20 protein-coding genes are annotated in these 21,086 nt (G+C 65.6%); 11 read left to right on the plus strand and 9 right to left on the minus strand.

Annotated features, from left to right (window positions below):
- Positions 1-76: 76 nt before the first annotated feature.
- The 7 genes from DL899_RS15100 (at position 77) to DL899_RS15130 (ending at position 7,609) form a co-directional block, all read left to right on the plus strand.
- Positions 77-358, plus strand: coding sequence for a hypothetical protein (locus DL899_RS15100; RefSeq protein WP_111735200.1), 282 nt, complete (start codon positions 77-79; stop codon positions 356-358).
- A complete protein-coding gene (gene rfbB, locus DL899_RS15105) occupies positions 355-1,401 on the plus strand; it encodes a dTDP-glucose 4,6-dehydratase (RefSeq protein WP_111735201.1) in 1,047 nt (348 codons plus the stop codon). The genes DL899_RS15100 and rfbB overlap by 4 nt, the downstream gene beginning before the upstream one ends.
- Entirely contained in the window at positions 1,398-2,255 is an 858-nt protein-coding gene (rfbD, locus tag DL899_RS15110) for a dTDP-4-dehydrorhamnose reductase (RefSeq protein ID WP_111735202.1), read from the plus strand. The genes rfbB and rfbD overlap by 4 nt, the downstream gene beginning before the upstream one ends.
- Positions 2,252-3,118 (plus strand): glucose-1-phosphate thymidylyltransferase RfbA, encoded by an 867-nt coding sequence (gene rfbA / locus DL899_RS15115; protein WP_111735203.1) that lies wholly within the window; start codon positions 2,252-2,254, stop codon positions 3,116-3,118. Before rfbD ends, rfbA begins: the two co-directional genes overlap by 4 nt.
- A 391-nt stretch (positions 3,119-3,509) precedes the next feature.
- Positions 3,510-5,591, plus strand: a complete 2,082-nt coding sequence (locus tag DL899_RS15120; protein WP_239494718.1) for a YjbH domain-containing protein — start codon at positions 3,510-3,512, stop codon at positions 5,589-5,591.
- A gap of 50 nt (positions 5,592-5,641) precedes the next feature.
- Positions 5,642-6,184 (plus strand): YjbF family lipoprotein, encoded by a 543-nt coding sequence (locus DL899_RS15125; protein ID WP_162685601.1) that lies wholly within the window; start codon positions 5,642-5,644, stop codon positions 6,182-6,184.
- 30 nt (positions 6,185-6,214) lie between these two features.
- Positions 6,215-7,609, plus strand: coding sequence for a polysaccharide biosynthesis/export family protein (locus DL899_RS15130; RefSeq protein WP_239494719.1), 1,395 nt, complete (start codon positions 6,215-6,217; stop codon positions 7,607-7,609).
- A 181-nt stretch (positions 7,610-7,790) separates the two neighbouring features.
- Here the strand turns inward: DL899_RS15130 and DL899_RS15135 are convergent, their stop codons facing one another.
- The 4 genes from DL899_RS15135 to DL899_RS15150 form a co-directional block, all read right to left on the minus strand.
- Positions 7,791-8,147 (minus strand): hypothetical protein, encoded by a 357-nt coding sequence (locus tag DL899_RS15135; RefSeq protein WP_162685602.1) that lies wholly within the window; start codon positions 8,145-8,147, stop codon positions 7,791-7,793.
- Between the two features lie 91 nt (positions 8,148-8,238).
- Complete coding sequence (locus DL899_RS15140; protein WP_111735206.1) at positions 8,239-10,392, minus strand: GumC family protein; 2,154 nt, start codon at positions 10,390-10,392, stop codon at positions 8,239-8,241.
- A 196-nt stretch (positions 10,393-10,588) separates the two neighbouring features.
- On the minus strand, positions 10,589-11,377 hold the full coding sequence (locus tag DL899_RS15145) for a metallophosphoesterase family protein (protein WP_239494720.1): 789 nt from the start codon (positions 11,375-11,377) through the stop codon (positions 10,589-10,591).
- Between the two features lie 47 nt (positions 11,378-11,424).
- Positions 11,425-11,790 carry a VanZ family protein gene (locus DL899_RS15150; protein WP_111735207.1) on the minus strand — a complete coding sequence of 122 codons (366 nt, stop codon included), beginning with the start codon at positions 11,788-11,790 and terminating at the stop codon, positions 11,425-11,427.
- A 236-nt stretch (positions 11,791-12,026) separates the two neighbouring features.
- Here DL899_RS15150 and hisB point away from each other — a divergent pair, with 236 nt between their 5' ends.
- Together hisB and hisH are read left to right on the plus strand one after the other, a co-directional pair.
- Positions 12,027-12,614, plus strand: a complete 588-nt coding sequence (hisB, locus tag DL899_RS15155) for an imidazoleglycerol-phosphate dehydratase HisB (RefSeq protein ID WP_111735208.1) — start codon at positions 12,027-12,029, stop codon at positions 12,612-12,614.
- 5 nt (positions 12,615-12,619) lie between these two features.
- Positions 12,620-13,258, plus strand: coding sequence for an imidazole glycerol phosphate synthase subunit HisH (gene hisH / locus DL899_RS15160; RefSeq protein WP_111735209.1), 639 nt, complete (start codon positions 12,620-12,622; stop codon positions 13,256-13,258).
- A gap of 162 nt (positions 13,259-13,420) precedes the next feature.
- On the opposite strand, the gene cbiB is transcribed toward hisH, so the two are convergent.
- The 3 genes from cbiB to DL899_RS15175 all read right to left on the minus strand — a co-directional run bounded on the left by cbiB (position 13,421) and on the right by DL899_RS15175 (position 16,649).
- Positions 13,421-14,335 (minus strand): adenosylcobinamide-phosphate synthase CbiB, encoded by a 915-nt coding sequence (cbiB, locus tag DL899_RS15165; protein ID WP_239494721.1) that lies wholly within the window; start codon positions 14,333-14,335, stop codon positions 13,421-13,423.
- Positions 14,332-15,267 carry an aminotransferase class I/II-fold pyridoxal phosphate-dependent enzyme gene (locus DL899_RS15170; protein ID WP_111735211.1) on the minus strand — a complete coding sequence of 312 codons (936 nt, stop codon included), beginning with the start codon at positions 15,265-15,267 and terminating at the stop codon, positions 14,332-14,334. Before DL899_RS15170 ends, cbiB begins: the two co-directional genes overlap by 4 nt.
- 170 nt (positions 15,268-15,437) lie before the next feature.
- Positions 15,438-16,649 (minus strand): bifunctional alpha/beta hydrolase/OsmC family protein, encoded by a 1,212-nt coding sequence (locus DL899_RS15175; RefSeq protein ID WP_111735212.1) that lies wholly within the window; start codon positions 16,647-16,649, stop codon positions 15,438-15,440.
- A 252-nt stretch (positions 16,650-16,901) separates the two neighbouring features.
- On the opposite strand from DL899_RS15175, the gene DL899_RS15180 reads away from it, so the two are divergent.
- The gene (locus tag DL899_RS15180) at positions 16,902-17,606 is read left to right on the plus strand and encodes a GGDEF domain-containing protein (protein WP_111735213.1); all 705 of its coding nucleotides are present in this window, start codon (positions 16,902-16,904) and stop codon (positions 17,604-17,606) included.
- A gap of 3 nt (positions 17,607-17,609) precedes the next feature.
- Here DL899_RS15180 and DL899_RS15185 read toward each other — a convergent pair whose 3' ends face one another.
- On the minus strand, positions 17,610-18,002 hold the full coding sequence (locus DL899_RS15185) for a DUF2147 domain-containing protein (protein WP_111735214.1): 393 nt from the start codon (positions 18,000-18,002) through the stop codon (positions 17,610-17,612).
- A gap of 135 nt (positions 18,003-18,137) precedes the next feature.
- Between DL899_RS15185 and hisA the strand changes: the two genes are divergently transcribed.
- A complete protein-coding gene (hisA, locus tag DL899_RS15190; protein ID WP_111735215.1) occupies positions 18,138-18,872 on the plus strand; it encodes a 1-(5-phosphoribosyl)-5-[(5-phosphoribosylamino)methylideneamino]imidazole-4-carboxamide isomerase in 735 nt (244 codons plus the stop codon).
- Between the two features lie 141 nt (positions 18,873-19,013).
- On the opposite strand, the gene DL899_RS15195 is transcribed toward hisA, so the two are convergent.
- Complete coding sequence (locus DL899_RS15195) at positions 19,014-20,924, minus strand: elongation factor G (protein ID WP_111735216.1); 1,911 nt, start codon at positions 20,922-20,924, stop codon at positions 19,014-19,016.
- Positions 20,925-21,086 lie beyond the last annotated feature (162 nt).

Genomic DNA, 21,086 nt, shown 5'->3' on the forward strand with positions numbered 1-21,086 from the left:
GAAAAGCTGACCGCCATGTGCAACGATACCGATGCGGCGACGATGATCGCCGCGCAGTGAACGAGCAACACCAGCTATGAAGAAGCAGGTGGACCCCAGTTCCTACACCACTCATCGGGGCACTACCGATCATCCACCAAAAGATCATAACAACACATGTTTTGCCAAGGTATTTGCCGAGGTGAGGGTCGTGAGTTCGAATCTCATCGCCCGCTCCAATTTTCCCGAAAACTTTATGGGCCACTATGCCCTGACCGGGGCGCCGCGCGGGCGCGCGGGGCTTGACGTTGCGCTGCCGCTTGCCGACAAGAGGCCACCCACGCCGCAGCCGGTTCGTTTCTGGGAGGGCACAGCATGAGGTTACTCGTCACAGGCGGCTGTGGCTTTATCGGCTCTGCAGTGGTGCGGCTGGCGGTCGCGCGCGGGCACGAGGTCATCAACCTTGATGCGCTGACCTATGCCGGCCGGCTTGAAAACGTGGCCGACGTGGCGCAAAGCCCGCTTTACCGGTTCGAGCATGCCGACATCCGCGACCGCGCCGCGCTGGACCGCATCTTTGCCGAACACGCCCCCGACGCGGTGATGCACCTGGCCGCCGAAAGCCACGTCGACCGGTCCATCGACGGGCCGGCCGATTTCGTCGAAACCAACGTCACCGGCACCTTCAACATGCTGGAGGCCGCGCGCGCCCACTGGCAGCGCGCCGGGCGGCCCGACGGCTTTCGCTTTCACCACATCTCGACCGATGAGGTTTATGGCAGCCTCGGTCCCGAGGGGCTGTTCACTGAATCGACGCCCTATGACCCGCGCAGCCCCTATTCGGCCTCCAAGGCGGCGGCCGACCACCTGGCGCGGGCCTGGTTTCACACCTACGGCCTGCCGGTGGTGCTGACCAATTGCTCCAACAATTATGGCCCCTGCCATTTTCCCGAAAAGCTGATCCCCAAGGTCATCCTGAACGCCATCCACGGGCGGGAAATCCCGGTCTACGGGCAGGGGCTGAACGTGCGTGACTGGCTTTATGTCGAGGATCACGCCGATGCGCTGCTGCTGGCGGTGACGCAGGGTGAGGCGGGGCGCAGCTATAACGTCGGCGGCCACAATGAGCGGCGCAACATCGACCTGGTGCACGCGATCTGTGACATCCTCGACCGAATGCGCCCCCGCGCGGGCGGGCAGAGCCACCGCGACCTGATCACCTTTGTCGCCGACCGTCCCGGCCACGATGCACGCTATGCCATCGACCCCGCCCGCATCATGGACGAACTTGGCTGGCGCCCCTCTGTCACGGTCGAAGAGGGGCTGGAGCTTACCGTCGCCTGGTATCTCGACAACCCCGACTGGTGGCAGCCGCTGCTGGATGTCGAGGGCGTCGGAACCCGCGTGGGAACACGCGCATGAGGCTGCTTGTCTTTGGTCAGAGCGGGCAGGTCGCCACCGAACTGGCGCGGCGCGCACCGCAAGCGGTGTTCCTGTCGCGCGATGATGCCGACCTGGCCCAGCCTGAAAGCTGCGCCGAGGCGATCATTGCCGCGGCACCACAGGCGGTGATCAACGCCGCCGCCTATACCGCCGTCGACCGCGCCGAAAGCGAAGAGGACCTTGCCACCCGCATCAACGCCGATGCCCCGGCGGCCATGGCGCGAGCCTGTGCGGGGCTGGGCATCCCTATGGTGCATGTCTCGACCGATTATGCCTTTGACGGCTCTGGCACCGCCGCCCGCAAACCGTCCGATCCGACCGCGCCTTTGAATGCCTACGGACGTTCCAAGCTAGGCGGGGAAAACGGCATTCGCGCCGCCGGCGGCTGTCATGCGATCCTGCGCACCTCGTGGGTGTTCTCGGCGCATGGCAACAATTTCCTGCGCACCATGCTGCGGCTGTCGGAAACGCGCGACACACTCAGCATCGTCGATGACCAGGTGGGCGGCCCCACCCCGGCCGGCGCCATCGCCGGGGCCTGCCTGACCATCGCGGCGCGCCTGGCTGAAAACCCCGACCTTTCCGGTACCTATCATTTTTCCGGCGCGCCGGATGTCAGCTGGGCCGGGTTTGCCCGCGCAATCTTTGCCGCAGCTGGCCGCGAGGTTGCCGTCACCGGCATGCCCACCGCCGATTACCCGACCCCGGCAAGGCGCCCGCTCAATTCCCGGCTCGACTGCACCTTGACCGAGGCCGCGTTCGGCCTTTCGCGGCCCGACTGGCGCGCCGCCCTGCCTGCAATCCTGAATGAACTCGGAGTAACCCAGAGATGACCGACCGCAAGGGAATCGTGCTCGCCGGGGGATCCGGCACGCGGCTTTACCCGATCACCATGGGCGTTTCGAAGCAGCTCCTGCCGATCTACGACAAGCCGATGATCTATTACCCGCTGTCGGTGCTGATGCTGGCCGGCATCCGCGACATCGCCATGATCACCACGCCGCAGGACCAGGACCAGTTCCGCCGTGTTCTGGGCGACGGCAGCCAGTGGGGCATTTCGCTGACCTACATCACCCAGCCCAGCCCCGACGGGCTGGCGCAGGCCTATACCCTGGCCGAGGATTTCCTTGCCGGGGCGCCATCGGCCATGGTTCTGGGCGACAACGTCTTTTTCGGCCACGGCCTGCCAGAGGTCCTGGCAGTGGCCAACGCCCGAAAGGATGGCGCAACGGTATTCGGCTATCACGTCGCCGATCCCGAACGTTACGGCGTGGTCGATTTTGACGCGAATGGCGAGGTGCGCGCCATCATCGAAAAGCCCGAGGTGCCGCCCTCGCGCTATGCCGTGACCGGGCTTTATTTCCTCGATGGCGATGCGCCGCGGCTGGCGCGGCAAGTGCGCCCCTCGGCGCGGGGCGAGCTGGAAATCACCTCGCTTCTTGATCTCTATCTCGCGGCTGGCAAGCTGCGGGTCGAAACGATGGGCCGCGGTTATGCGTGGCTGGATACCGGCACACATGACAGCCTGCTCGAGGCGGGCAATTTCGTGCGCACCCTGCAGGTGCGCCAGGGCCTGCAGATGGGCAGCCCGGACGAGATCGCCTTTCGCCAGGGCTGGATTGACCGCGCCGGGCTGAAGGCACGCGCCGAGGTGTTTCACAAGAACGGCTATGGCCGCTACCTGCAGGAGCTATAAGCAAGGCTCTGCTGTCCCTGTTCGGTCGCGGCATTCTGCCAGCGGTTGTTTTTCCACGGCCACAATGCTCTTTTGCCCACGTCTTGGGACCCCTTTCGCAACAGGGGTAAAAAGTCGTGCATAGCGGCCTGCCGATCCGGCACAAAACCGCCGCATTCATGCGCGCGACGTCATAGCCACGCGCCACGTCTTCACCCCCAGAGTGTCTCGTCCGGCACAACATTTTCGCGCACGCCTGTGGATAAAGCTGGGGATCACTGAAGCGCCGTGTTTCTAGGGCAACGGATGAACGGAAGGACCCCGGAAAAGGACGGTTTTCGATGTACCCGATTCCGGTATCGTTTAGACAGTAGCCATGATGCCGGGGCTTTCAGAACAGATCAGGCGTGGCGTGCTGGCCGCAACATGCGCGTTGCTGCCGGCATCGACGCTTGCCGAGTCCGAAATCGCAACCAGCTATAACAGCTATGGCTACCCCGGCCTGATCGACATGCCGGTGGCAACAAGCCGCCCCGATGGTGAACTCGCCTTTACGGCGAGCAGCTTTGCCGGGCAGACCAGGTCAACCCTGACATTTCAGATCACGCCGCGTCTGTCGGGCAGCTTTCGCTATACCGAGTTGAAAGATTATCCGACGGCAACAGGGCTCGTCACCAACTACGACCGCAGCTTTTCGCTGCACTACCGCCTGATCGACGAATCGGGTTTGCGGCCGGCGGTGGCGGTCGGGCTGAACGACTTTCTCGGCACCGGCATCTATTCGTCTGAATATGTGGTCGCCTCCAAGACCCTTACCCCGCGCCTGCGCTTCAGCCTCGGGATGGGGTGGGGGCGGCTGGGCACCAGCGGAGGCTTCAAAAACCCGCTTTCGGTTTTCAGCAGCAAGTTTGAAACCCGGCCGGCACGGGCCGCGGGCCAGGGCGGGACCGTGCGCTCGGCCAGCTGGTTTCGCGGCGATGCGGCGCTTTTCGGCGGGGTCGAATGGCAGGCGACCGACCGGCTGAAGTTGACGGCTGAGTATTCCTCTGATGCCTACCCGATCGAAAGCCCATCCGCCTTCAGCCGTCATTCGCAGGTCAATTTCGGCGCCAGCTACATGCTGCGCCCCGGCATCGACCTGTCGTTTCGCTATCTTTACGGGTCCGAATTCGGGGTGCAGTTGACCGCGGCACTGAACCCCAAGCACCCACCCGCCCCGTCCGGGATCGAGCCGGCACCGCTGCCGGTACTGGCGCGCACATCCGCAGCGGCACTGTCATGGCCCGCCAGTGCCACCGAACAGCAGGGTTTTCGCGCCCGGGTCGCGGAAACGCTGTCGGATCAGGGCATTCGCCTGCACGGGATCGACCTGTCTGGCGACACCGCCCGGGTCGAGATCGAGAACACCAGCTATCCGCAGGAGGCGCAGGCGGTCGGCCGCACCGCGCGGGTTCTGTCACGGCTGATGCCTGCGCATATCGGGACATTCGTCATCGTTCCCATAGCGAGCGGCATGCCGGTCAGCGAACTGACGATCCGGCGCAGCGACATGGAAACGCTGGAACACGACCTGGACGCCAGTTGGAAGAGTTTTGCGCGCACGCGAATCGCATCGCCCGCCGGCGCCACGATGCCGATGCCCGGACGCTATCCGCGTTTCGACTGGCGGCTGAAACCCTACCTGACGCCCAGCCTCTTTGACCCCGATAACCCCATTCGCGCCGATTTCGGCGCCGAGCTGACGGCGACGTTCGAACCCGGGCCGGGGTGGGAAATCTCGGGCGGCGTCCGCAAGAGACTGGTCGGCAACCTGGACGACTCGATGCGAATTTCGAATTCGCTGCTGCCGCATGTACGCAGCGATTTCAACCTTTACGACAAGTCGGGCGACCCGGCGATCACCCACCTGACCGCCGCCCGCTATTTCAAGCCGGGCCGCGATGTCTACGGGCGGGTGACAGTCGGCTATCTGGAGCGGATGTATGGCGGGATCTCGGCGGAACTGCTGTGGATGCCGGATAACAGCCCCTTTGCCCTGGGGGTCGAGGCCAATTACGTCAAGCAGCGCGACTTCGATCAGATGCTGGGCTTTCAAAGCTACGACGTGGCGACCGGCCATGTTTCGGCCTACTGGGATGTCGGCAACGGGTTTCATGCCCAGCTGGATGCCGGGCGCTATCTGGCCGGCGACTGGGGCGCAACGCTGGCGGTCGACCGGGAATTCAACAACGGCTGGAAGATCGGCGCCTTTGCGACACTGACCGATGTGCCTTTCAGCACCTTTGGCGAAGGGTCATTCGACAAGGGGCTGCGCATTTCCGTCCCCATCTCGTGGCTGACGGGCGAGCCGAACAAGACCGCCTACTCCACTACAATCCGGCCGCTGCTGCGCGACGGTGGTGCGCGGCTGGATGTCGGTGGGCGGCTATACGAACAGGTCAGGCCGCTGCGAGAGCCCGAGCTTCAGGACGGATGGGGGAAATTCTGGCGATGATGCGACCCCGGCACATATCTTGGCGGGCCGCGGCCTGTAGTGCGGCGCTGATGCTGCTTGTTGTCGGCGGGTGTTCGAACGCGATTGACACGCTTGGCCTGGGCGGCAACGTGGCCGCGCCGGAACCGCAACTCATCAGCCCCGAACGGCTGCGCGTATCGCTGCCTTCGCGCGATGCCCAGGCGGTGTTGGGGCCGGTTTCCCGCAATGGCGGTGTCACGGTCTGGCAGACGCTCGACGGCATCAGCCTGAGTTTCCGCGACGGCGTTCTGATCGAAACGCGCGGCCTGGGCGACGACCTGATGTCGTCGGATGCCGCCGGAACCGTTGCGATGCTGCGAGGCCGCATGGGGGGCGACTATTACCCACAGATCCGCACCTATCTGGACGGCGAGCAGCGTACAGCCATCCGCAGCTTCATGTGCCGCAGGGCTGCGACAGACGATAGCGTCCGTATTGACGAGACCTGCGTTTCGACCAACGAGACCGTGACCAACAGCTACTGGCTGAATTCGGCGGGCAGCGTCATCAGGTCGCGCCAATGGGTCGGCCCCGACATTGAATACATGGAAACTGAACATGTACTGCACTAATGACGACAAACGAAATTTGGAGGGCATGGAATGAGGAACAGCAAGGCCACGCTTCTGGCCCGTACGGCGATGGGGATGGCCCTCGCGGCCGCGGTGCTGCTTCCGGCGGGGTGCGGGGTCGTCTATACCAGCCCGAATGTCAGCCGTGATCTGGGGACGGACATAGACGTCCGAGTGATCAGCCTGACCCCCGAAACGGTGCTGCTGGCCAACCGTACGCCTTATAATCCGCGCAACCTTCCGCGTGAATTCTATGCCGCCGCCAACGCGCGGCAAGGGCTTGGCATGGGGGCACTGCCCGCTGCCCCGGTGCTGCCCGACGAACGGCCCGGGCGGTTGGAACTGCGGTTGCCGCCCGACAACGCCCCGCAACCCTATCGCCTGGGCGTGGGTGACGTGGTTCTGCTGGCCACCAAGAGCAACGGCAACAGCGTCGAACAGCTCAGCGGGCTGTTGGCGGCGCAGACACAGCGCCAGGGCTATACGATCTCTGACGACGGCAGCATTTCGATCCCCGATATCGGCCGGGTCGAAATCGGCGGCCTGACCCTGCAGGAAGCACAGGATCACATCTTTCGGTTCCTTCTGGAACAGCAGGTCGATCCGGCGTTCTCGCTCGAGGTGGCGGAGTTCAATTCACAGCGCGTGACGGTCGGCGGCGCAGTTCAAAAGGCCGTGCGCGTTCCGATCACGCTCAACCCCCTGACGCTGGGCGAGGCGCTGACGGCCACGGGCGGTTTCACGATCAGGGACGAACAATACGCCTCGATCCGTATCTACCGCGCGGGCTCGCTTTATCAAATCCCCTATCAGGACTACCTTTCGCGGCCGGCGTTGCAGGATTTGAAGCTGATAAACGGCGATGCCGTCTTTGTCGACACGACCTACGATCTTGACCGCGCGCTTGAATTCTACCGTCAGGAAATCGACGTGATCCGCCTGCGCAGCCAGGCGCGCAAGGATACGATCGACATGCTGCAGGCCGAGGTCGAACTGCGGCGCGGAATGCTGGAAGAGCAGCGCAGCAACTTTGATGCCCGGCACGAATACGGCGCCGAGGCGCGCGACTATGTCTATCTCTCGGGCGAGGTCTTCGAGCAGGCCAGGATGCCGCTGCCCTATGAGCAGCATGCCACACTGGCCGACGTTCTGTACGAGGGCGGCGGTTTCCGGACCAAAGAGGCAAACGCGCGAAACATCTACGTCTTGCGCCCTTCAACCGATCCGGCGGAATTCGGCGCCGTCACCGCCTGGCACCTCGATGCCGCCAACGCCGTCAACATGACGCTGGCGACGCGGATGCAGATGCGCCCCAACGACATCGTGTTCGTCGAGGAACAGCCGATTACCAAGTGGAACCGCGTCATTCAACAGGTCGTGCCGTCGCTGCTGACCACACCGGCCGCCATCGCCGCCAACAACTAACGCTAGCTCCCCCGGCGGCCGGCCCGGGCCGGCCGCCGACAGGCAAGGCATAGGATTTCCCCTGCCCATCCAGGCGGTTAGATTGGTGTCCAGATACAAATAGGGCGGACCTGTCTGGCAGGCCCGCCCGAAAATTTCACATTCCGCACGCTTGTAGAACCGCCCTGCGGGGCGGGACCTGTTACAAGCCCGTACCGCTGGTCGAGGTGGTCGACGAATAGCTGCTGCTGCCGCCGGCAAGCGAGAACAGCGCAACCACGACCGCCGCCGATGCGACCGCACCACCCAATCCGCCAGACAGGCCGGAGGTATTGGAGGCAGTCCCGGCAGCCGGGCATTGAACCTGCAGCATCGTTCCACCGCTGGTGAAATCCGCCCCAATAACGCTGGCGCCATTGCAGGCATTAATCCGCTGTGCGTACTGCAGCGCGGTTTCGCCCTCAAGCGGAGGGGTGCTGACTTGCTGCTGCGCCACTGCGGCCAGGGGCATGGTGACCCCCACAACGGCAGCCAGAAGAGTATTGGCAATTGCTTTCATACCGTTTGTTCCCTTTAAAAGCCTCGACCACATCATACAGTTTCGGGTCGGAATATAAACCGAAAACTCGGCAGTGCGTCTGAATTTGGCATTAACCCGCCTCGTAGTACCCGCTGCCATAGGTAGAATACGCACCATATTTCCCCCCATAGCCATAGCGTTTCATACCCTTGGGGTCGATCTGCGACAGGACCAGCGCCGTCACCCGCAGGTTGACCGATTCGAATTCACGCATCGCCGCCATCACCTGGCTGCGGTTGGTCTTGTCCCAGGCAACCGAAAACACGACAGCATCGACATGCTGACCGATCACCCGCGCATCGGGCACCACCAGCACCGGCGGCGTGTCGATGATGACATAGTCATAAGATTCCCGCGCATGGGCGACAAACTCGCGGAACCGGTCCGAGGAAAAGATATCGGCCGCGTTTGCACGCGATTTCTGGCCCATCAGGACATCCGCACCCAGCCGTTCGTCGAAGAACACGATTTCGTGCAGCGGCACGTCGCCGGCCAGCGCGGTGATCAGGCCGCCGCGGGGGGCCTCGTTGAAATATTCGTTCAGGGTGCGCCGGCGGATATCGCCTTCGATCAGCAGCACCCTCTTGCCCAGCCCGGCCAAGTTCTGGGACAAGGCGACTGCCAGCGTGGTCTTGCCTTCGCCCGGCAAGGACGAGGTGGACATGATCACCTTGGGCGGTGAGTCGATATCCGACAGCAGGATCGAAGTGCGCAGGTTGCGCACCGCCTCGGCCGCGGCCGAGGTCGGCTTGTCCTGCAAGTATCCGATCAGGTCCTTTCGGGCCTTGAACGGCATGGCAGGAATCTGGCCCATCACAGCACAGCCGGTGGCGGCCTCCAGGTCTTCGGCCGTGCGGAAGGTATTGTGCAAGAACTGCTGCATCAGAACCACGGCCGCACCGACCATGGCCCCGAGTATGAGCGCCAGCGCCAGCGTCATCGCGGAACGCGGTTCGACCTTGTTGCCGATGATGGCGTCCGACAGGACCCTGCTGTCAGCCTGTTGCAGGCCACGCTGAACCGCCGTTTCCTTGAGACGCGTCAGAAAGGTTTCATACAGGGTGCGGGTCGTCTCGACCTCGCGTTCCATCTGCTGAATTCGCACCAGATCCTCTGACTGCGTCCCGATTCGGTCCTGCAGCGCCTCGTAAGACTGCCGCAACGCATCGACCTGGTTGCCGAGCCGGACGCGTTCGGCCTGGGCGCGCGTCGCCAGCGTTTCCAGCCGTTGATCGAATAGCTCCGCCGCCTCTGCATCGCCGTCGCTCGTCGACTGCAACAGCCGTTTCAGGGTGGCGTCGCCGGTCGCCTCGACAGCGGCGGCCCGGTCGCCGGTTTCAAGAAAGGCCCGCAGCCGGGTTTCCGCCTCGCCCGCCCTTTCGACCTGACCGTTCATTTCCTGCAGCCGGTCACGCAGATCCTTTACCTGCAGGTTCAACCCCTCCAGCACCTCGGCGCTGATCAGATCGGTCTCGGCCATGGCGGCCTTCAGGTTTTCCTCCTTGGCGCGCAAATCCGCCTCCAGCTCGGTCACCCGCTCGGACAGCCAAGAGACCGCCTGTTCGGTGGCTTCGAACTTTACCGCGATCTGTTCATCGATATAGATGTCAGCCAGCGCGTTGACGATGCGCGCCGATTTCAGAGCATCGGCGGTGGTGACGCTGAGGGTGTAGACATAGGTATCGCGTTTGACAGAGGCGGAAAGCGCCTCGCGCAGGTTGTCGATGGTCAGGTCGCGCGGGGTCTTTCGAACAGGCTCTTCGCCCTCACCTCCATCGTCGGACCGGACCAGTCCCAACACGAAACCCATGACCCCGCTCAGTGCCGATGGCGGCCTGAGATTGCTGTTGAACTCAGGATCGTCAACCAGATTCAGGTTGTCGACAAGCTTGCCCAGCACCCGCCGGGAAAGCAGCACCTCCACCTCGGTGTTCAGCGCCGCACCTTCGGTCGAAACACCCGAGATCACGCTTTCGATGTCCACGACCTGCTTGGAACGCACCTCAAGCGTCATCACCACGGTCGAGCGGTACTTGGGCACAGCCACGCCAAAAACATAATACCCCGCCAGCAGCACCGCCGCGACGGTCGTCAGGGCGATGGTCCACTTGCCCCGCCAGATCGCGCGCGCCAATTCCATCAGGTCGATTTCATCATCGCCCCGGTCTGGTTGTGGCCGCTCGGTGCCTTTCGGCGTGATGAGCGTCTTGGCTACATCTTTCATAGGTTTACTGCGCCTGTGCTACCCCGGTTGACAGCTCGCTGCCGGAATAGCGTCAGCTTGGCCGATATCAAAGGGGAAATTCGCAACTTTCTGATTCATTGACCTCTGTTCACCGCGCCAATCCCGCATGCCGCACCATGCTGTCGCACACGGAAAATCGGCGTGATAACCGAATTCATCTTTGGCTTTCCAACGGTCACCCGCCGCGGCCCGTGGTCTGAACGAACTCGATACCATCGGCCGAGATCGCCGCCGCCGTCAAACGCCCCGTCGCATATGCCCCCGTGTCCACAGCAATCCGGCTGTCGGCGACATAGGGCGCATCGACCACCGTGTGCCCATGCACCACGCATTGCCCGTCATTGCGCGCCTTGCGCATGAATTGCGGATGCCCCCACATCAGCGTCTGCGGCTGCTGGGCATCCATCGCCAGCGCCGGATCGGCCCCGCCATGCACCGCCCAGACATCGCCGCTGCGCCATATCAGCGGTAACGCGCGCAGCCAGGCGATCATCTCATCCCCCATTGCGCGGGCCAACCTTTGGCATGTCGCCTCCATCGCCAGGGGGTCGTCGGCCCCGGTCGACGGTGGCGCCACGTTGAAGCTCGCCAGGGTCTGCAATCCGCCATTGCGCAGCCAGCGTCCGCCCCGCTCGACCGGATCGTCAAGGAAATCCAGCAGCATCCGTTCGTGGTTGCCCATCAGGCACGCCGCGATGGGGCCATCACCGGGGTAGACCGACATCAGCAGCTCCAGCACCTTGCGGCTTTGTTCGCCGCGGTCGATGTAATCACCCAGAAACACCACCGGCCAGTCGGCATACCCGGCCTCGATCAGACCATCGAGTTCCAACAACAGATCGGCGCGGCCATGCACATCGCCTATGGCCAGAAACGGCTGATCTGGCGGGGGCGGGCGCATCTGCGACGGTGTTTCTGGCTCGGGTTCCGCCCGGCCCAGTATTCGGCCGAAAAGTCCATTCATGTGATCCATAAACCCCATTCGGTACAGTGTCGCAAGCCGTCCCTTGGCTACGCGACCTTGTCACGCAGCTTCTGCCGTCTGGTCCAGGCGCGCAGGCGCAGCCCCAGCCAGAACCCCGCCGCCGCGCCCACCATGTCGGCCCCCAGATCGGCCAGTTCGGCATCGCGGCCTGTCAGCGGCTGCACCAGCTCGATCACACCGCCGAACCCAGCCGCCACGATCAGCACCAGCCAGCCCGGCCAGCGCCAGCCCGCCGTAACCAGCGCCGCCCACATGAAAAAGGCCAGCGCATGCATCAGCTTGTCGACATGAGCCACTGAAACAGGTGGTGTCGGGTTCGTCGGGCTCAGCGTAAGCGCCAGAATGACACCGGAGACGACCCAGGCCACCAGCCGAATTGCTCGCAGCCGCATCTTGCGTGGCACACCCGTGCCCGGTGGGGAATGAAACGACGATGGCATGCCACTGCCTAGCCGCCCCCACCGGGCATGGCCAGCCCCGTTGATGCAACCCCGGCCGGGATCGGCACCTTGCCGCGCATGGTCACGGCACGCAAAGCCACGGCCCCGCACAAAGACCGCCGCCCGCACTTGGCCCGCGCCCCGCCGCCCCCTATAAGGTGCGGGCACAGATCACGGATACCAAAGCGATGCGCCAGGCAGACATTACCCGCAAGACCGCCGAGACCGACATCCAGGTGCAGATCGCACTGGACGGCAGCGGACGCTATGACAACCAGACCGGGGTCGGGTTTTTCGACCACATGCTCGACCAGCTCGCGCGCCATTCGCTGATCGACATGACCATCCGCTGCACCGGCGACACCCATATCGACGACCATCACACGGTCGAGGATGTGGGCATCGCCCTGGGCCAGGCGCTGAGCGCCGCGCTGGGGGACAAGACCGGCATTCGCCGCTATGGTTCCTGCCTTCTGCCGATGGATGATGCGCTGGTGCGCGCCGCGCTCGACCTGTCGGGCCGCGCCTATCTGGTGTGGGACGTGAAGATGCCGACCGAACGGATCGGCAGTTTTGACACCGAACTGGTGCGAGAGTTCTTTCAGGCCTTCGCCGGTAATGGCGGTATCACACTGCATGTCGATGCACTGCACGGGATCAACAGCCACCACATCGCCGAGGCCGCGTTCAAGGCCGTGGCCCGTGCCCTGCGCGAGGCGGTCGAGACCGACCCGCGCAAGGCCGATGCCATCCCATCGACCAAGGGCGCGCTCTGAAGGCCATGACCACTGTCATCATCGACTACGAAAGCGGCAACCTGCATTCCGCCGAAAAGGCGTTTCAGCGTATGGCGCAAGAGACCGGCAGGGGCAGCGTGACCGTCACCTCCGACCCTGACGCGGTGCGCCGGGCCGATCGCGTGGTGCTGCCGGGCGACGGCGCCTTTCCGGCTTGCCGCAAGCAGCTTTTCGATCATAGCGGCCTGTTCGAGGCGATCGAAGAGGCGGTGATCACCGGCGGGCGGCCCTTCATGGGCATCTGCATTGGCATGCAGATGTTGGCCACCGAGGGGCTGGAATACGAACCGACGCCCGGTTTCGGCTGGATCGGCGGCACCGTCGAGCGGATCACACCGGCGGATGCCACGCTCAAGGTGCCGCATATGGGCTGGAACGACTTGGTGATCGACCAATCGCACCCGGTTTTGGCCGGGGTCGAGACCGGGCATCACGCCTATTTCGTCCATTCCTACCAGTTCCGCGTCACCGACCCCGCGCACCTGGTGGCACATACCGACTACGGTGGTCGGATCACGGCGGTGGTCGGGCGCGACAACATCGTCGGCACCCAGTTCCACCCCGAGAAAAGCCAGCAGACCGGCCTGCGGATCATCGCCAATTTCCTGGCCTGGGCGCCCTGACCCCTGCAAGACAAGGGATAAATGCCTCCGGCAGGGGTATTTGGGACCAAAAAGAAGCCCGGAACGCCATGCTTCTTCTTGGTGTGAAATACCCCGGGGGAGCCCCGGGCATGTCCCGGGGCGGGGGCAGCGCCCCCATATCCCGACACGGAGGCCCCGAGCCTAGCCCGCCAGCAGCGCCGCGACGGCCAGCACCGCCAGCGCCGCCATCCACACCCGCCACAGCAGCGTGACACCGGCGTCGATCTCATCGGCGCCGATCTCCCCGCGCCCGGCGGGATTGACGAAGGGAAAGGCGCGCATCTCTCCGTCATAGGCGCGCGGGCCGGCCAGAGCCACGCCCAGCACCCGCGCCGCCGCGGCCTCGGGCCAGCCGGCATTGGGCGACCGGTGCCGCCGCGCATCCGCCGTGATGGCTGGCCAGTCGCCCAGCCGCCCGCCAAGCCCCGCGATCATCAGCGCGCTCAGCCGCGCGGGCACCCAGTTCAGCAGGTCGTCCAGGCGCGCAGCGGCCCAGCCGAATGCCTCATACCGTGGGGTGCGGTAGCCGACCATGCTGTCGGCGGTGTTGACCAGCTTGTAGAACACCACTCCCGGCAGCCCGCCGACAAGAAACCAGAATGCCGGCGCGACAACGCCATCGCTGAAATTTTCCGCCGCGGACTCCAACGCCGCGCGCGATACGGCAGGGCCATCCATTGCGCCCGTTTCGCGGCTGACGATCCGGGCCACCATCAGGCGCGCATCGCCCAGCGAAAACCGCAGCGAGTCGGCCACCGCGCCCACATGATCGACCAGCGACCGGTGCGCCAGCAGTACCGCCAGGACCACGACCTCTACCGCCCAGCCCAGTTCCTGCAGGACTGCACCCAGGATCAGCGCCCCGATTCCAAGCCCGGTCACCATCACCACACCGCGCGCACGCCGCATGTCGCCACTATTCAGTCGCGCCTCTCCCCAGGCCACGGCCCGGCCCATCAGCACGGCCGGATGCGGCATCCTGCGCCACAGCCAGTCCGGCTCGCCCAGCACGGCGTCAAGCACCAGCGCCAATGCCAGGATCGCGGCGGCGCTCACAGCGCGCGCTCCAGCCGCACCCAGCCGTCCTGCGGCGGCAGCCCAAGGCGCAACCAGCCGGTCGAATAGGGGAAGATCCGGCTCCATATCCGATGGCGGGCCAGTCGCGCCTGCCAGGCCGTCGCGTCACCCACTTCGTATAGCCGAAAAAGCGTCGTGCCCCCCACCACGCCCGCGCCCGCGCGCGTCATCAGCGCATCCAGCCGCGCGGCATCCGCGGCCAGCCTGACGCGGGTCTCGTCCGCCCACGCGGGATCGTCCAGCGCCCGCCGGCCCACCGCCAGCGCCGGGCCGGACACCGGCCATGGCCCCAGCAGCCCAGCCAACCGGTCGATCGCGCCGGACGTGCCGATGGCAAATCCCAGCCGCAACCCGGCCAGCCCCCAGAACTTGCCAAAGCTCTTCAGCACGATCACGCCGTCGCGCGCGGCGTGGGACGCGAGCGACCGTTCGGGCGCCACATCGGCAAAGCTTTCATCGACGACGGTCAGCGGCGCATCCAGGTCGGCCGGCCCGTACCAGTGGCCGGTGGGATTGTTGGGATGCACCAGCACCCGCACGTCGGGGTCTTTCGCGGACTGCGTCCAGCCATGCGCGGCAAATGCGGCGGCGTGTTCGTTATAGGTCGGGGCGGGAATATGCACCCGCCCAAGCGGCGCCAGCGCCGGAAGACGCGCGATCAGGCTGGATGCACCCGGCGCCGCCAGGATCGCCGCGGCATCGGGCACCCGCCAAAAGCGGCGCGCGGCGGCAATCAGCGCATCGGCGGCGGCACGGTCGGGCAGCGCGGTCCATGCCTGCGCATCAAGCGGCGGCAGCGGATAGGGCACCGGGTTGATCCCGGTGGAAAGGTCGATCCAGTCCGCACGGTCGCCGCCGAAACGCGCCGCCGCATCGTCCACCCCGCCGCCATGGTCGCGCGTGTCGGTCATCGCCTAGACCGGGTCCGTGCCTGAAGGCCTGCGCCTGCGGGATGCCGTTGCCCACCCTTGCGGGGCAGCGCGGCAGATGACGATGCGTGTACTCATGATCCGTGTCCTTGTGCTCCGGGGCACGTTCAACCGGATTTCACCGCCACGCACAAGCACCCTGTGAGGCGGGATCAGCCCGCTTTCGTCACCACCTCGGAACTGCGTTCCAGCGTCCGATGCACCGGGCAGCGGTCGGCGATCTCCATCAGGCGGTCACGCTGTTCGACGCTCAGATCGCCCTTCAGCCGGATCACCCGGATAAATCGGTCGGCCTTGGCGCCCTGCCCACCGGCGGCATCCTGGGCGTGCACCTTGTCGTGGCTGACATCGACGCTGACGCCGGCCAGCGGCCAGCCCTTGCGCCGGGCATACATGCGGATCGTCATCGAGGTGCAGGCCCCCAGCCCGGCGGCCAGAAAACCATAGGGCGACAGCCCCCGCCCGGTGCCGCCATAGGCCTTGGGCTCGTCCGCCAGCAGGTGGTGATCGGGGCCGGCATTGACGTCCTGCATAAACCCATCCGGGTCGGCCTCGGTCACGCGCACGATGCCCTCGGGCGCGCCCGGGGGCGGGGCGGGCTGCCTGAGGTCGAGATACCGCACCGCCCAGGCGGCGATCACCCCGGCGGCGTATTCGGCGTCAGCCGGATCGGTGATCAGGTGATCGGCATCGTCGAGGGTGACAAAACTTTTCGGGTGCTTCGCGGCGCGAAAGATCTGGGTGGCGTTGTCAATCCCGACGATGGCGTCGCGCGGGGCGTGCAGGATCAGCAGCGCGCGCCGCAGATGGGCGATGGCGTCGGCCATCGGCTCTGCCCGCAGGCTGTCGACGAAATCCTTGCCGATGCGTACCGCCCGCCCCCCAAGATCGACATCCGCCGCACCTTCGGCCTCGATCCGGCCCAGCGCGTCAGCGAAATTGTGGGTCACATGGGCAGGATCGAAGGGCGCGCCGATGGTCACAACGGCGCGCGCGCTGGGGATGTGCTGCGCCGCGGCCAGCACGGCGGCACCGCCCAGGCTGTGCCCGATCAGCAGGCCCGGCGCCATGCCGCGCGCCTCCAGCGCCTCGGCCGCCTTGACCAGGTCCCCGGCGTTGCCGGTGAACGAGGTGTTTTCGAACTCGCCGCCCGAATGGCCCAGCCCGGTGAAATCGAACCGCAGCACCGCGATACCTGCCCCGGCGAGGCGGGCAGCAATGCGGCGGGCGGCCGGGATGTCCTTGGAACAGGTAAAGCAATGGGCGAACAGCGCGGTCGCCAGCACCGGCCCGCGCGGCAGGTCCAGCCGCGCCGCCAGATCGTGGCCGTCATGACCGGCAAAGGTAAAGCGTTCGGTGGGCATGGGGTTTCCTTTTCGGGGCTTATCCGCAGGTTTTGTCAAAGGCTAGGGTCCGCCACCGCGATATGCCAGCCCCGCCGCCGGGCTTTCACGGCAAGGTGAGCATTTTCGACCGCGAGAGGGCGGTCAGCCGGCCAGTTGCGCAAATGTTGCACAAAATTCGGTGCATTTTGGGCGCATGCGCGGTGGCGGTCTTGCCATTCCGTTAACGAATGGGCCGCAGACTCGTGGACGGGTAAGAAGTGGGAACGCATCATGGAACTGCAGTTGCGGGACTTGCGCGATGTGCGCACGTTCTCGGTCACGGTCACGGCGGCGGCGGTGCTGGCGAACCTGGCGCTGCAAAGCGTGCTGATCCCGACCGACCTGATCGCGCAGATGCGGTTACCCGTCTCGGTCATGACACTGGCACTGGCGGCACCGGCATCGTTTTCCGTCGGGCTGCGGCTGCGCGACATTCACCGCCTGACCCTGGATCTGCGGCAGGCGGTGCTGCACGATCCGCTGACGGGGGCGGTGACACGGGCGCGGTTCTATGAACGCGCAATCGAATTCGGCAACGTCCCGATGACGCTGATCGTCGCCGACATCGACCATTTCAAGATCTTCAATGACCGGTTCGGGCATCTGGCCGGCGACACCGCGCTGCGGCAGGTGGCGACGACGCTGATCCGCAATTGCCGGCGCGAGGACGTCGTCGCCCGGTTCGGCGGCGAGGAATTCCTGATCCTGCTTCCCGGCACCACTCTGGCCGAAGGCGCGTGCGTGGCCGAACGGCTGTGCGCCCGCCTGCGCGAAAAACCGGTTCTGATCGAGGGCGAACGCCTGCCCGTGACCGCCAGTTTCGGGGTGGCGAAGGTGGAAAGCCCGGCGGCGATGGATGCCGCCATCGCCGCTGCCGACGAGGCGCTCTATGCCGCCAAGCGCGCCGGACGCAACCAGATCAGCATCGCCAGGTAGGCGCTAGCGCAACCGGGACCAGGTCTGCCCCCGGCAGATGCCCAGCACACACCCCTTCACCGTCAGGCTGTTGCCGCTGAGCTGCATTTTCGAGTTATAGGTCTTGTCCCGGTCGGGGGTCCAGATCTTGCCGCCGCCATAGGCGCCGCCGCCCTGGGGCTGCATGTCCCACAGCATGCGCCGGTTGAGGTGTTCGTAATCAGTGCGCTCGGTGCCGTCTTTGCTGATGGCCTTGCGGATCACCCCGCACAGCGCATCGCCGCAACCGTAGATATCGACGTGCAGATAACCGCCGGTATCGCCGGGCTGGGTGCGCCAGGCCCCCTCGGCCGGGTCGGCCAGCGCGGCCCCGGCGCCGATGAATGCCGCAAGGGCGGCCAGTGCCATGATCTTCATTCTCGTTCTCCTCCTCCTTGACGTGTGGACAGTCTGTTCCCCTCGCCCCGGCACGATCAAGGCTGACGTGGGGTCGCGTTGCATTCCGTGACGCAACGTGCAAAAGCCCGGCCAGCCATTTTGCGGAGACCTGCGATGATCCTTTACCCCGCCATCGACCTCAAGGACGGCCAGGCCGTACGCCTTTTGCGCGGCGAGATGGACAAGGCCACCGTGTTCAACGACGACCCCGCCGCGCAGGCCTCCGAATTCGTCGCCGCCGGGTGCGAATGGCTGCACCTTGTCGATCTCAACGGCGCATTCGCGGGCGAGCCGGTGAACGCCGGCGCGGTCGAGGCGATCCTCGCCGCAACATCGGTCCCGGCCCAACTGGGCGGCGGCATCCGCGACATGGCGACGATCGAACGCTGGCTGGACAAGGGGCTGAGACGGGTGATTCTGGGCACGGTGGCGGTGGAAAACCCTGACCTTGTGCGCCAGGCGGCGCGGGCATTCCCCGGGCAGGTGGCGGTCGGCATCGACGCGCGCGGCAGGCGCGTGGCGACCCGCGGCTGGGCCGAGGAAACCGAGGTCGAGGCAACCGACCTGGCGCGCTCGTTCGAAGACGCCGGCGTCGCCGCGATCATCTATACCGACATCGACCGCGACGGCGCCATGCAGGGGCCCAACGTGGCGGCCACGGCAGCACTGGCGCGGGCGGTTTCGATCCCGGTCATCGCCTCGGGCGGGGTGTCGCGGATCGACGACCTGATCGCGCTGCGCGATTGCGGCGCGCCGCTAGACGGGGCGATCTCGGGTCGCGCGCTCTATGACGGCGCGCTCGACCTGGCCGAGGCACTGGCCGTGCTGCGCGGCGATCATACCGGATAGATCGGACCTTTACCCAACCTCTGGTCAAGGTCATGAGGCTCCGGGTCAAACCCGGGGCGGGAGAGGAGGGTTGTGCGATCCGGATGGCTGCTTGCCACCACGCGCCCGGGCTGCGACCCGCGGCCTTGTCGACCGAAGCGTTCAGGCGCGCGCCAATTCCTCTGACCGCAGCTCGGTGTAATGATCGAACTCGGCGGTAAACCAGCCGGTGCCGCGCGCCGCGCTGGCCAGCGCGTTGGTCAGGTCGTCAAGCGCCGTCATCGGCAGCATGGCGCGGAACACGTCCCATCCGGCGGCCTCGGGGTGCCCCTCGAACCCCAGCACCTGCCCCTTCATGCCCGAGATCGTCGGCACCAGCCCCCCGGCATGGACCGACGGCACATGGATCAGCACCTGTGCGATCGGCTCCAGCACGATGGTGCCGCTTTCCGCCATCGCCTCTTTCATCGCGTTCTTGCCGGCGGTGCGAAAGGCGAAATCCGAGCTGTCGACGCTGTGATACTTGCCATCCGTCAGCGTCACCGCGACATCGACCACCGCATAGCCATGCGGCCCCTCGGTCAGCGCCTCTTGCACGCCGTGTTCGACTGCGGGGATAAAGTTGCGCGGCACCACGCCGCCCTTGATCGTCTCGGCGAACACCCCGCCGCCGCCGCGCGGCATCGGTTTCACCTCGATCACCACGTCGGCGAACTGCCCGGCGCCGCCGGACTGCTTGCGGTGGCGATGGTGGATCGTGACCGGCTTGCGCAGCGTTTCACGATAGGCGGGCGGCACGGGCAGTTCTGCCACCTCGATGCCGAAACCATCTGACAGCTTGGCCAGGCAGCGGCGAAAATGCTGCGGCCCCTGCGCGGCCAGCAACGCGTGGCCCGACTGCGGGTCCTGTTCGATGGAAATACCGCAATCTATCTCGGACAGCCGTTCCAGCGCCGCCGACAGGCGCGCGTCGTCGCGTTCATGCGCGGGCTCGATCAACCGGCGATAGCCCGGCACGTGGGCCTGCGCCCAGCCGGGCAGCGGCGCCGCCCCCTCGGCGGTAAAGACCTGCGCCACCGACAGGTGATCGGATTTCATCGTCAGCCCCACCTGGCCGGGCTGCAACTCGGGCTGCGGTGCCTTGGCATCCAGCCCGGTGATGCTGCCAACCGTCTTTCCCGCCAGCATCTGGCCGTTGGCGACACCGGCCCCCATCGCGCGGATCAGCACGGTTTTTCCGAGGTGCTTGACATGATCGGCCAACAGCCCCGCCGCAACCGGCGCGTCGTCTTGCCCCAACCGTTCGGTCGCCGCCTCGACGCGCGGCACCTCGTGGCGCAGCGATTTCATCAGCCGCAGCATGCCGTTGCGGTGTTCCGCCGACCCCAGCAGTGCCGGCACAAGGTCGTGATGCTGCAACACGGTCGTCGCGGTATGGTAGATGTCGTCGGTCAGCGGCTGCTGGTCCTCGATCAGCTGTTCCAGCAGCGCATCGTCGTAATCCGCCAGCGCCTCCAGCAGTTCCGTGCGGGCCTCCTGTTCGCGGCCCTGCACCGCCTCGGGGATTTCCACCAGCAGCGACGGCTCGCCCTCGCGGTACTGCCATGCCCGTTCCGAGATCAGGTCGACGGCACCGACGACCTGCCCGTCCTTGCGGATCGGCACCTGCCGCAGCACGATGCCGTGGCGGCAATAGGCCTGCAGTGACGAGATCACTTCGCTGATGCGGCCCTCGGCAGCGTCGATCCGGTTGACAAAAAGAAAGCAGGGAACCCCTGCCTCTTCGATCAGCCGGAAATAGGGGGCCGCCAGCACGGCGGCTTGCGGATCCGCCCCGACGCAAAGCACCGCCGCATCCGACCCTGCCAGCACCGGCCCGGCGGTGGACAGGTTTTCCGCCCCGCCGGCGATGTCGACCGCTGTCCAGTCGTCCCCCATGAAGCCGAACTGCGTGACCTTTGCCACGCCGGGTATGCCCAGGGTTTGCGGGCGCTGCTCCTCAAGCCCGGCAAGGCCATCGATGAGTGTTGTTTTGCCCGATTGCGATGGCCCAAAGACCGTAAAGACCCGCATGATGTACCTCCCTTATTGCCAAACCCGCAGTTGTCTGCACTGCCCGGTCGGCGCAGGGGACGGCGAGTGGCCGCCGCGGCCCGTCATGCCTGTCGTTCTGCCCCGCCCGCCGGCCGGGGTCTGGGCCGGGCCCGGCCCCGTTGCGGCGGGTTAGGTCCAGTC

Origin of the sequence: Roseovarius amoyensis, from assembly GCF_003260265.1 — a bacterium.
GTDB classification, from domain to species: Bacteria; Pseudomonadota; Alphaproteobacteria; order Rhodobacterales; family Rhodobacteraceae; genus Roseovarius; species Roseovarius amoyensis.

Excerpts from the sequence above, each read along its gene's own strand:
- DL899_RS15100 (WP_111735200.1), top strand. The coding sequence starts at position 77 with ATGAAGAAGCAGGTGGACCCCAGTTCCTACACCACTCATCGGGGCACT.
- rfbB (WP_111735201.1), top strand. The coding sequence starts at position 355 with ATGAGGTTACTCGTCACAGGCGGCTGTGGCTTTATCGGCTCTGCAGTG.
- rfbD (WP_111735202.1), top strand. The coding sequence starts at position 1,398 with ATGAGGCTGCTTGTCTTTGGTCAGAGCGGGCAGGTCGCCACCGAACTG.
- rfbA (WP_111735203.1), top strand. The coding sequence starts at position 2,252 with ATGACCGACCGCAAGGGAATCGTGCTCGCCGGGGGATCCGGCACGCGG.
- DL899_RS15125 (WP_162685601.1), top strand. The coding sequence starts at position 5,642 with ATGCTGCTTGTTGTCGGCGGGTGTTCGAACGCGATTGACACGCTTGGC.
- DL899_RS15130 (WP_239494719.1), top strand. The coding sequence starts at position 6,215 with ATGAGGAACAGCAAGGCCACGCTTCTGGCCCGTACGGCGATGGGGATG.
- DL899_RS15135 (WP_162685602.1), bottom strand. The coding sequence starts at position 8,147 with ATGAAAGCAATTGCCAATACTCTTCTGGCTGCCGTTGTGGGGGTCACC.
- DL899_RS15140 (WP_111735206.1), bottom strand. The coding sequence starts at position 10,392 with ATGAAAGATGTAGCCAAGACGCTCATCACGCCGAAAGGCACCGAGCGG.
- DL899_RS15145 (WP_239494720.1), bottom strand. The coding sequence starts at position 11,377 with ATGAATGGACTTTTCGGCCGAATACTGGGCCGGGCGGAACCCGAGCCA.
- DL899_RS15150 (WP_111735207.1), bottom strand. The coding sequence starts at position 11,790 with ATGCGGCTGCGAGCAATTCGGCTGGTGGCCTGGGTCGTCTCCGGTGTC.
- hisB (WP_111735208.1), top strand. The coding sequence starts at position 12,027 with ATGCGCCAGGCAGACATTACCCGCAAGACCGCCGAGACCGACATCCAG.
- hisH (WP_111735209.1), top strand. The coding sequence starts at position 12,620 with ATGACCACTGTCATCATCGACTACGAAAGCGGCAACCTGCATTCCGCC.
- DL899_RS15170 (WP_111735211.1), bottom strand. The coding sequence starts at position 15,267 with ATGACCGACACGCGCGACCATGGCGGCGGGGTGGACGATGCGGCGGCG.
- DL899_RS15175 (WP_111735212.1), bottom strand. The coding sequence starts at position 16,649 with ATGCCCACCGAACGCTTTACCTTTGCCGGTCATGACGGCCACGATCTG.
- DL899_RS15180 (WP_111735213.1), top strand. The coding sequence starts at position 16,902 with ATGGAACTGCAGTTGCGGGACTTGCGCGATGTGCGCACGTTCTCGGTC.
- DL899_RS15185 (WP_111735214.1), bottom strand. The coding sequence starts at position 18,002 with ATGAAGATCATGGCACTGGCCGCCCTTGCGGCATTCATCGGCGCCGGG.
- hisA (WP_111735215.1), top strand. The coding sequence starts at position 18,138 with ATGATCCTTTACCCCGCCATCGACCTCAAGGACGGCCAGGCCGTACGC.
- DL899_RS15195 (WP_111735216.1), bottom strand. The coding sequence starts at position 20,924 with ATGCGGGTCTTTACGGTCTTTGGGCCATCGCAATCGGGCAAAACAACA.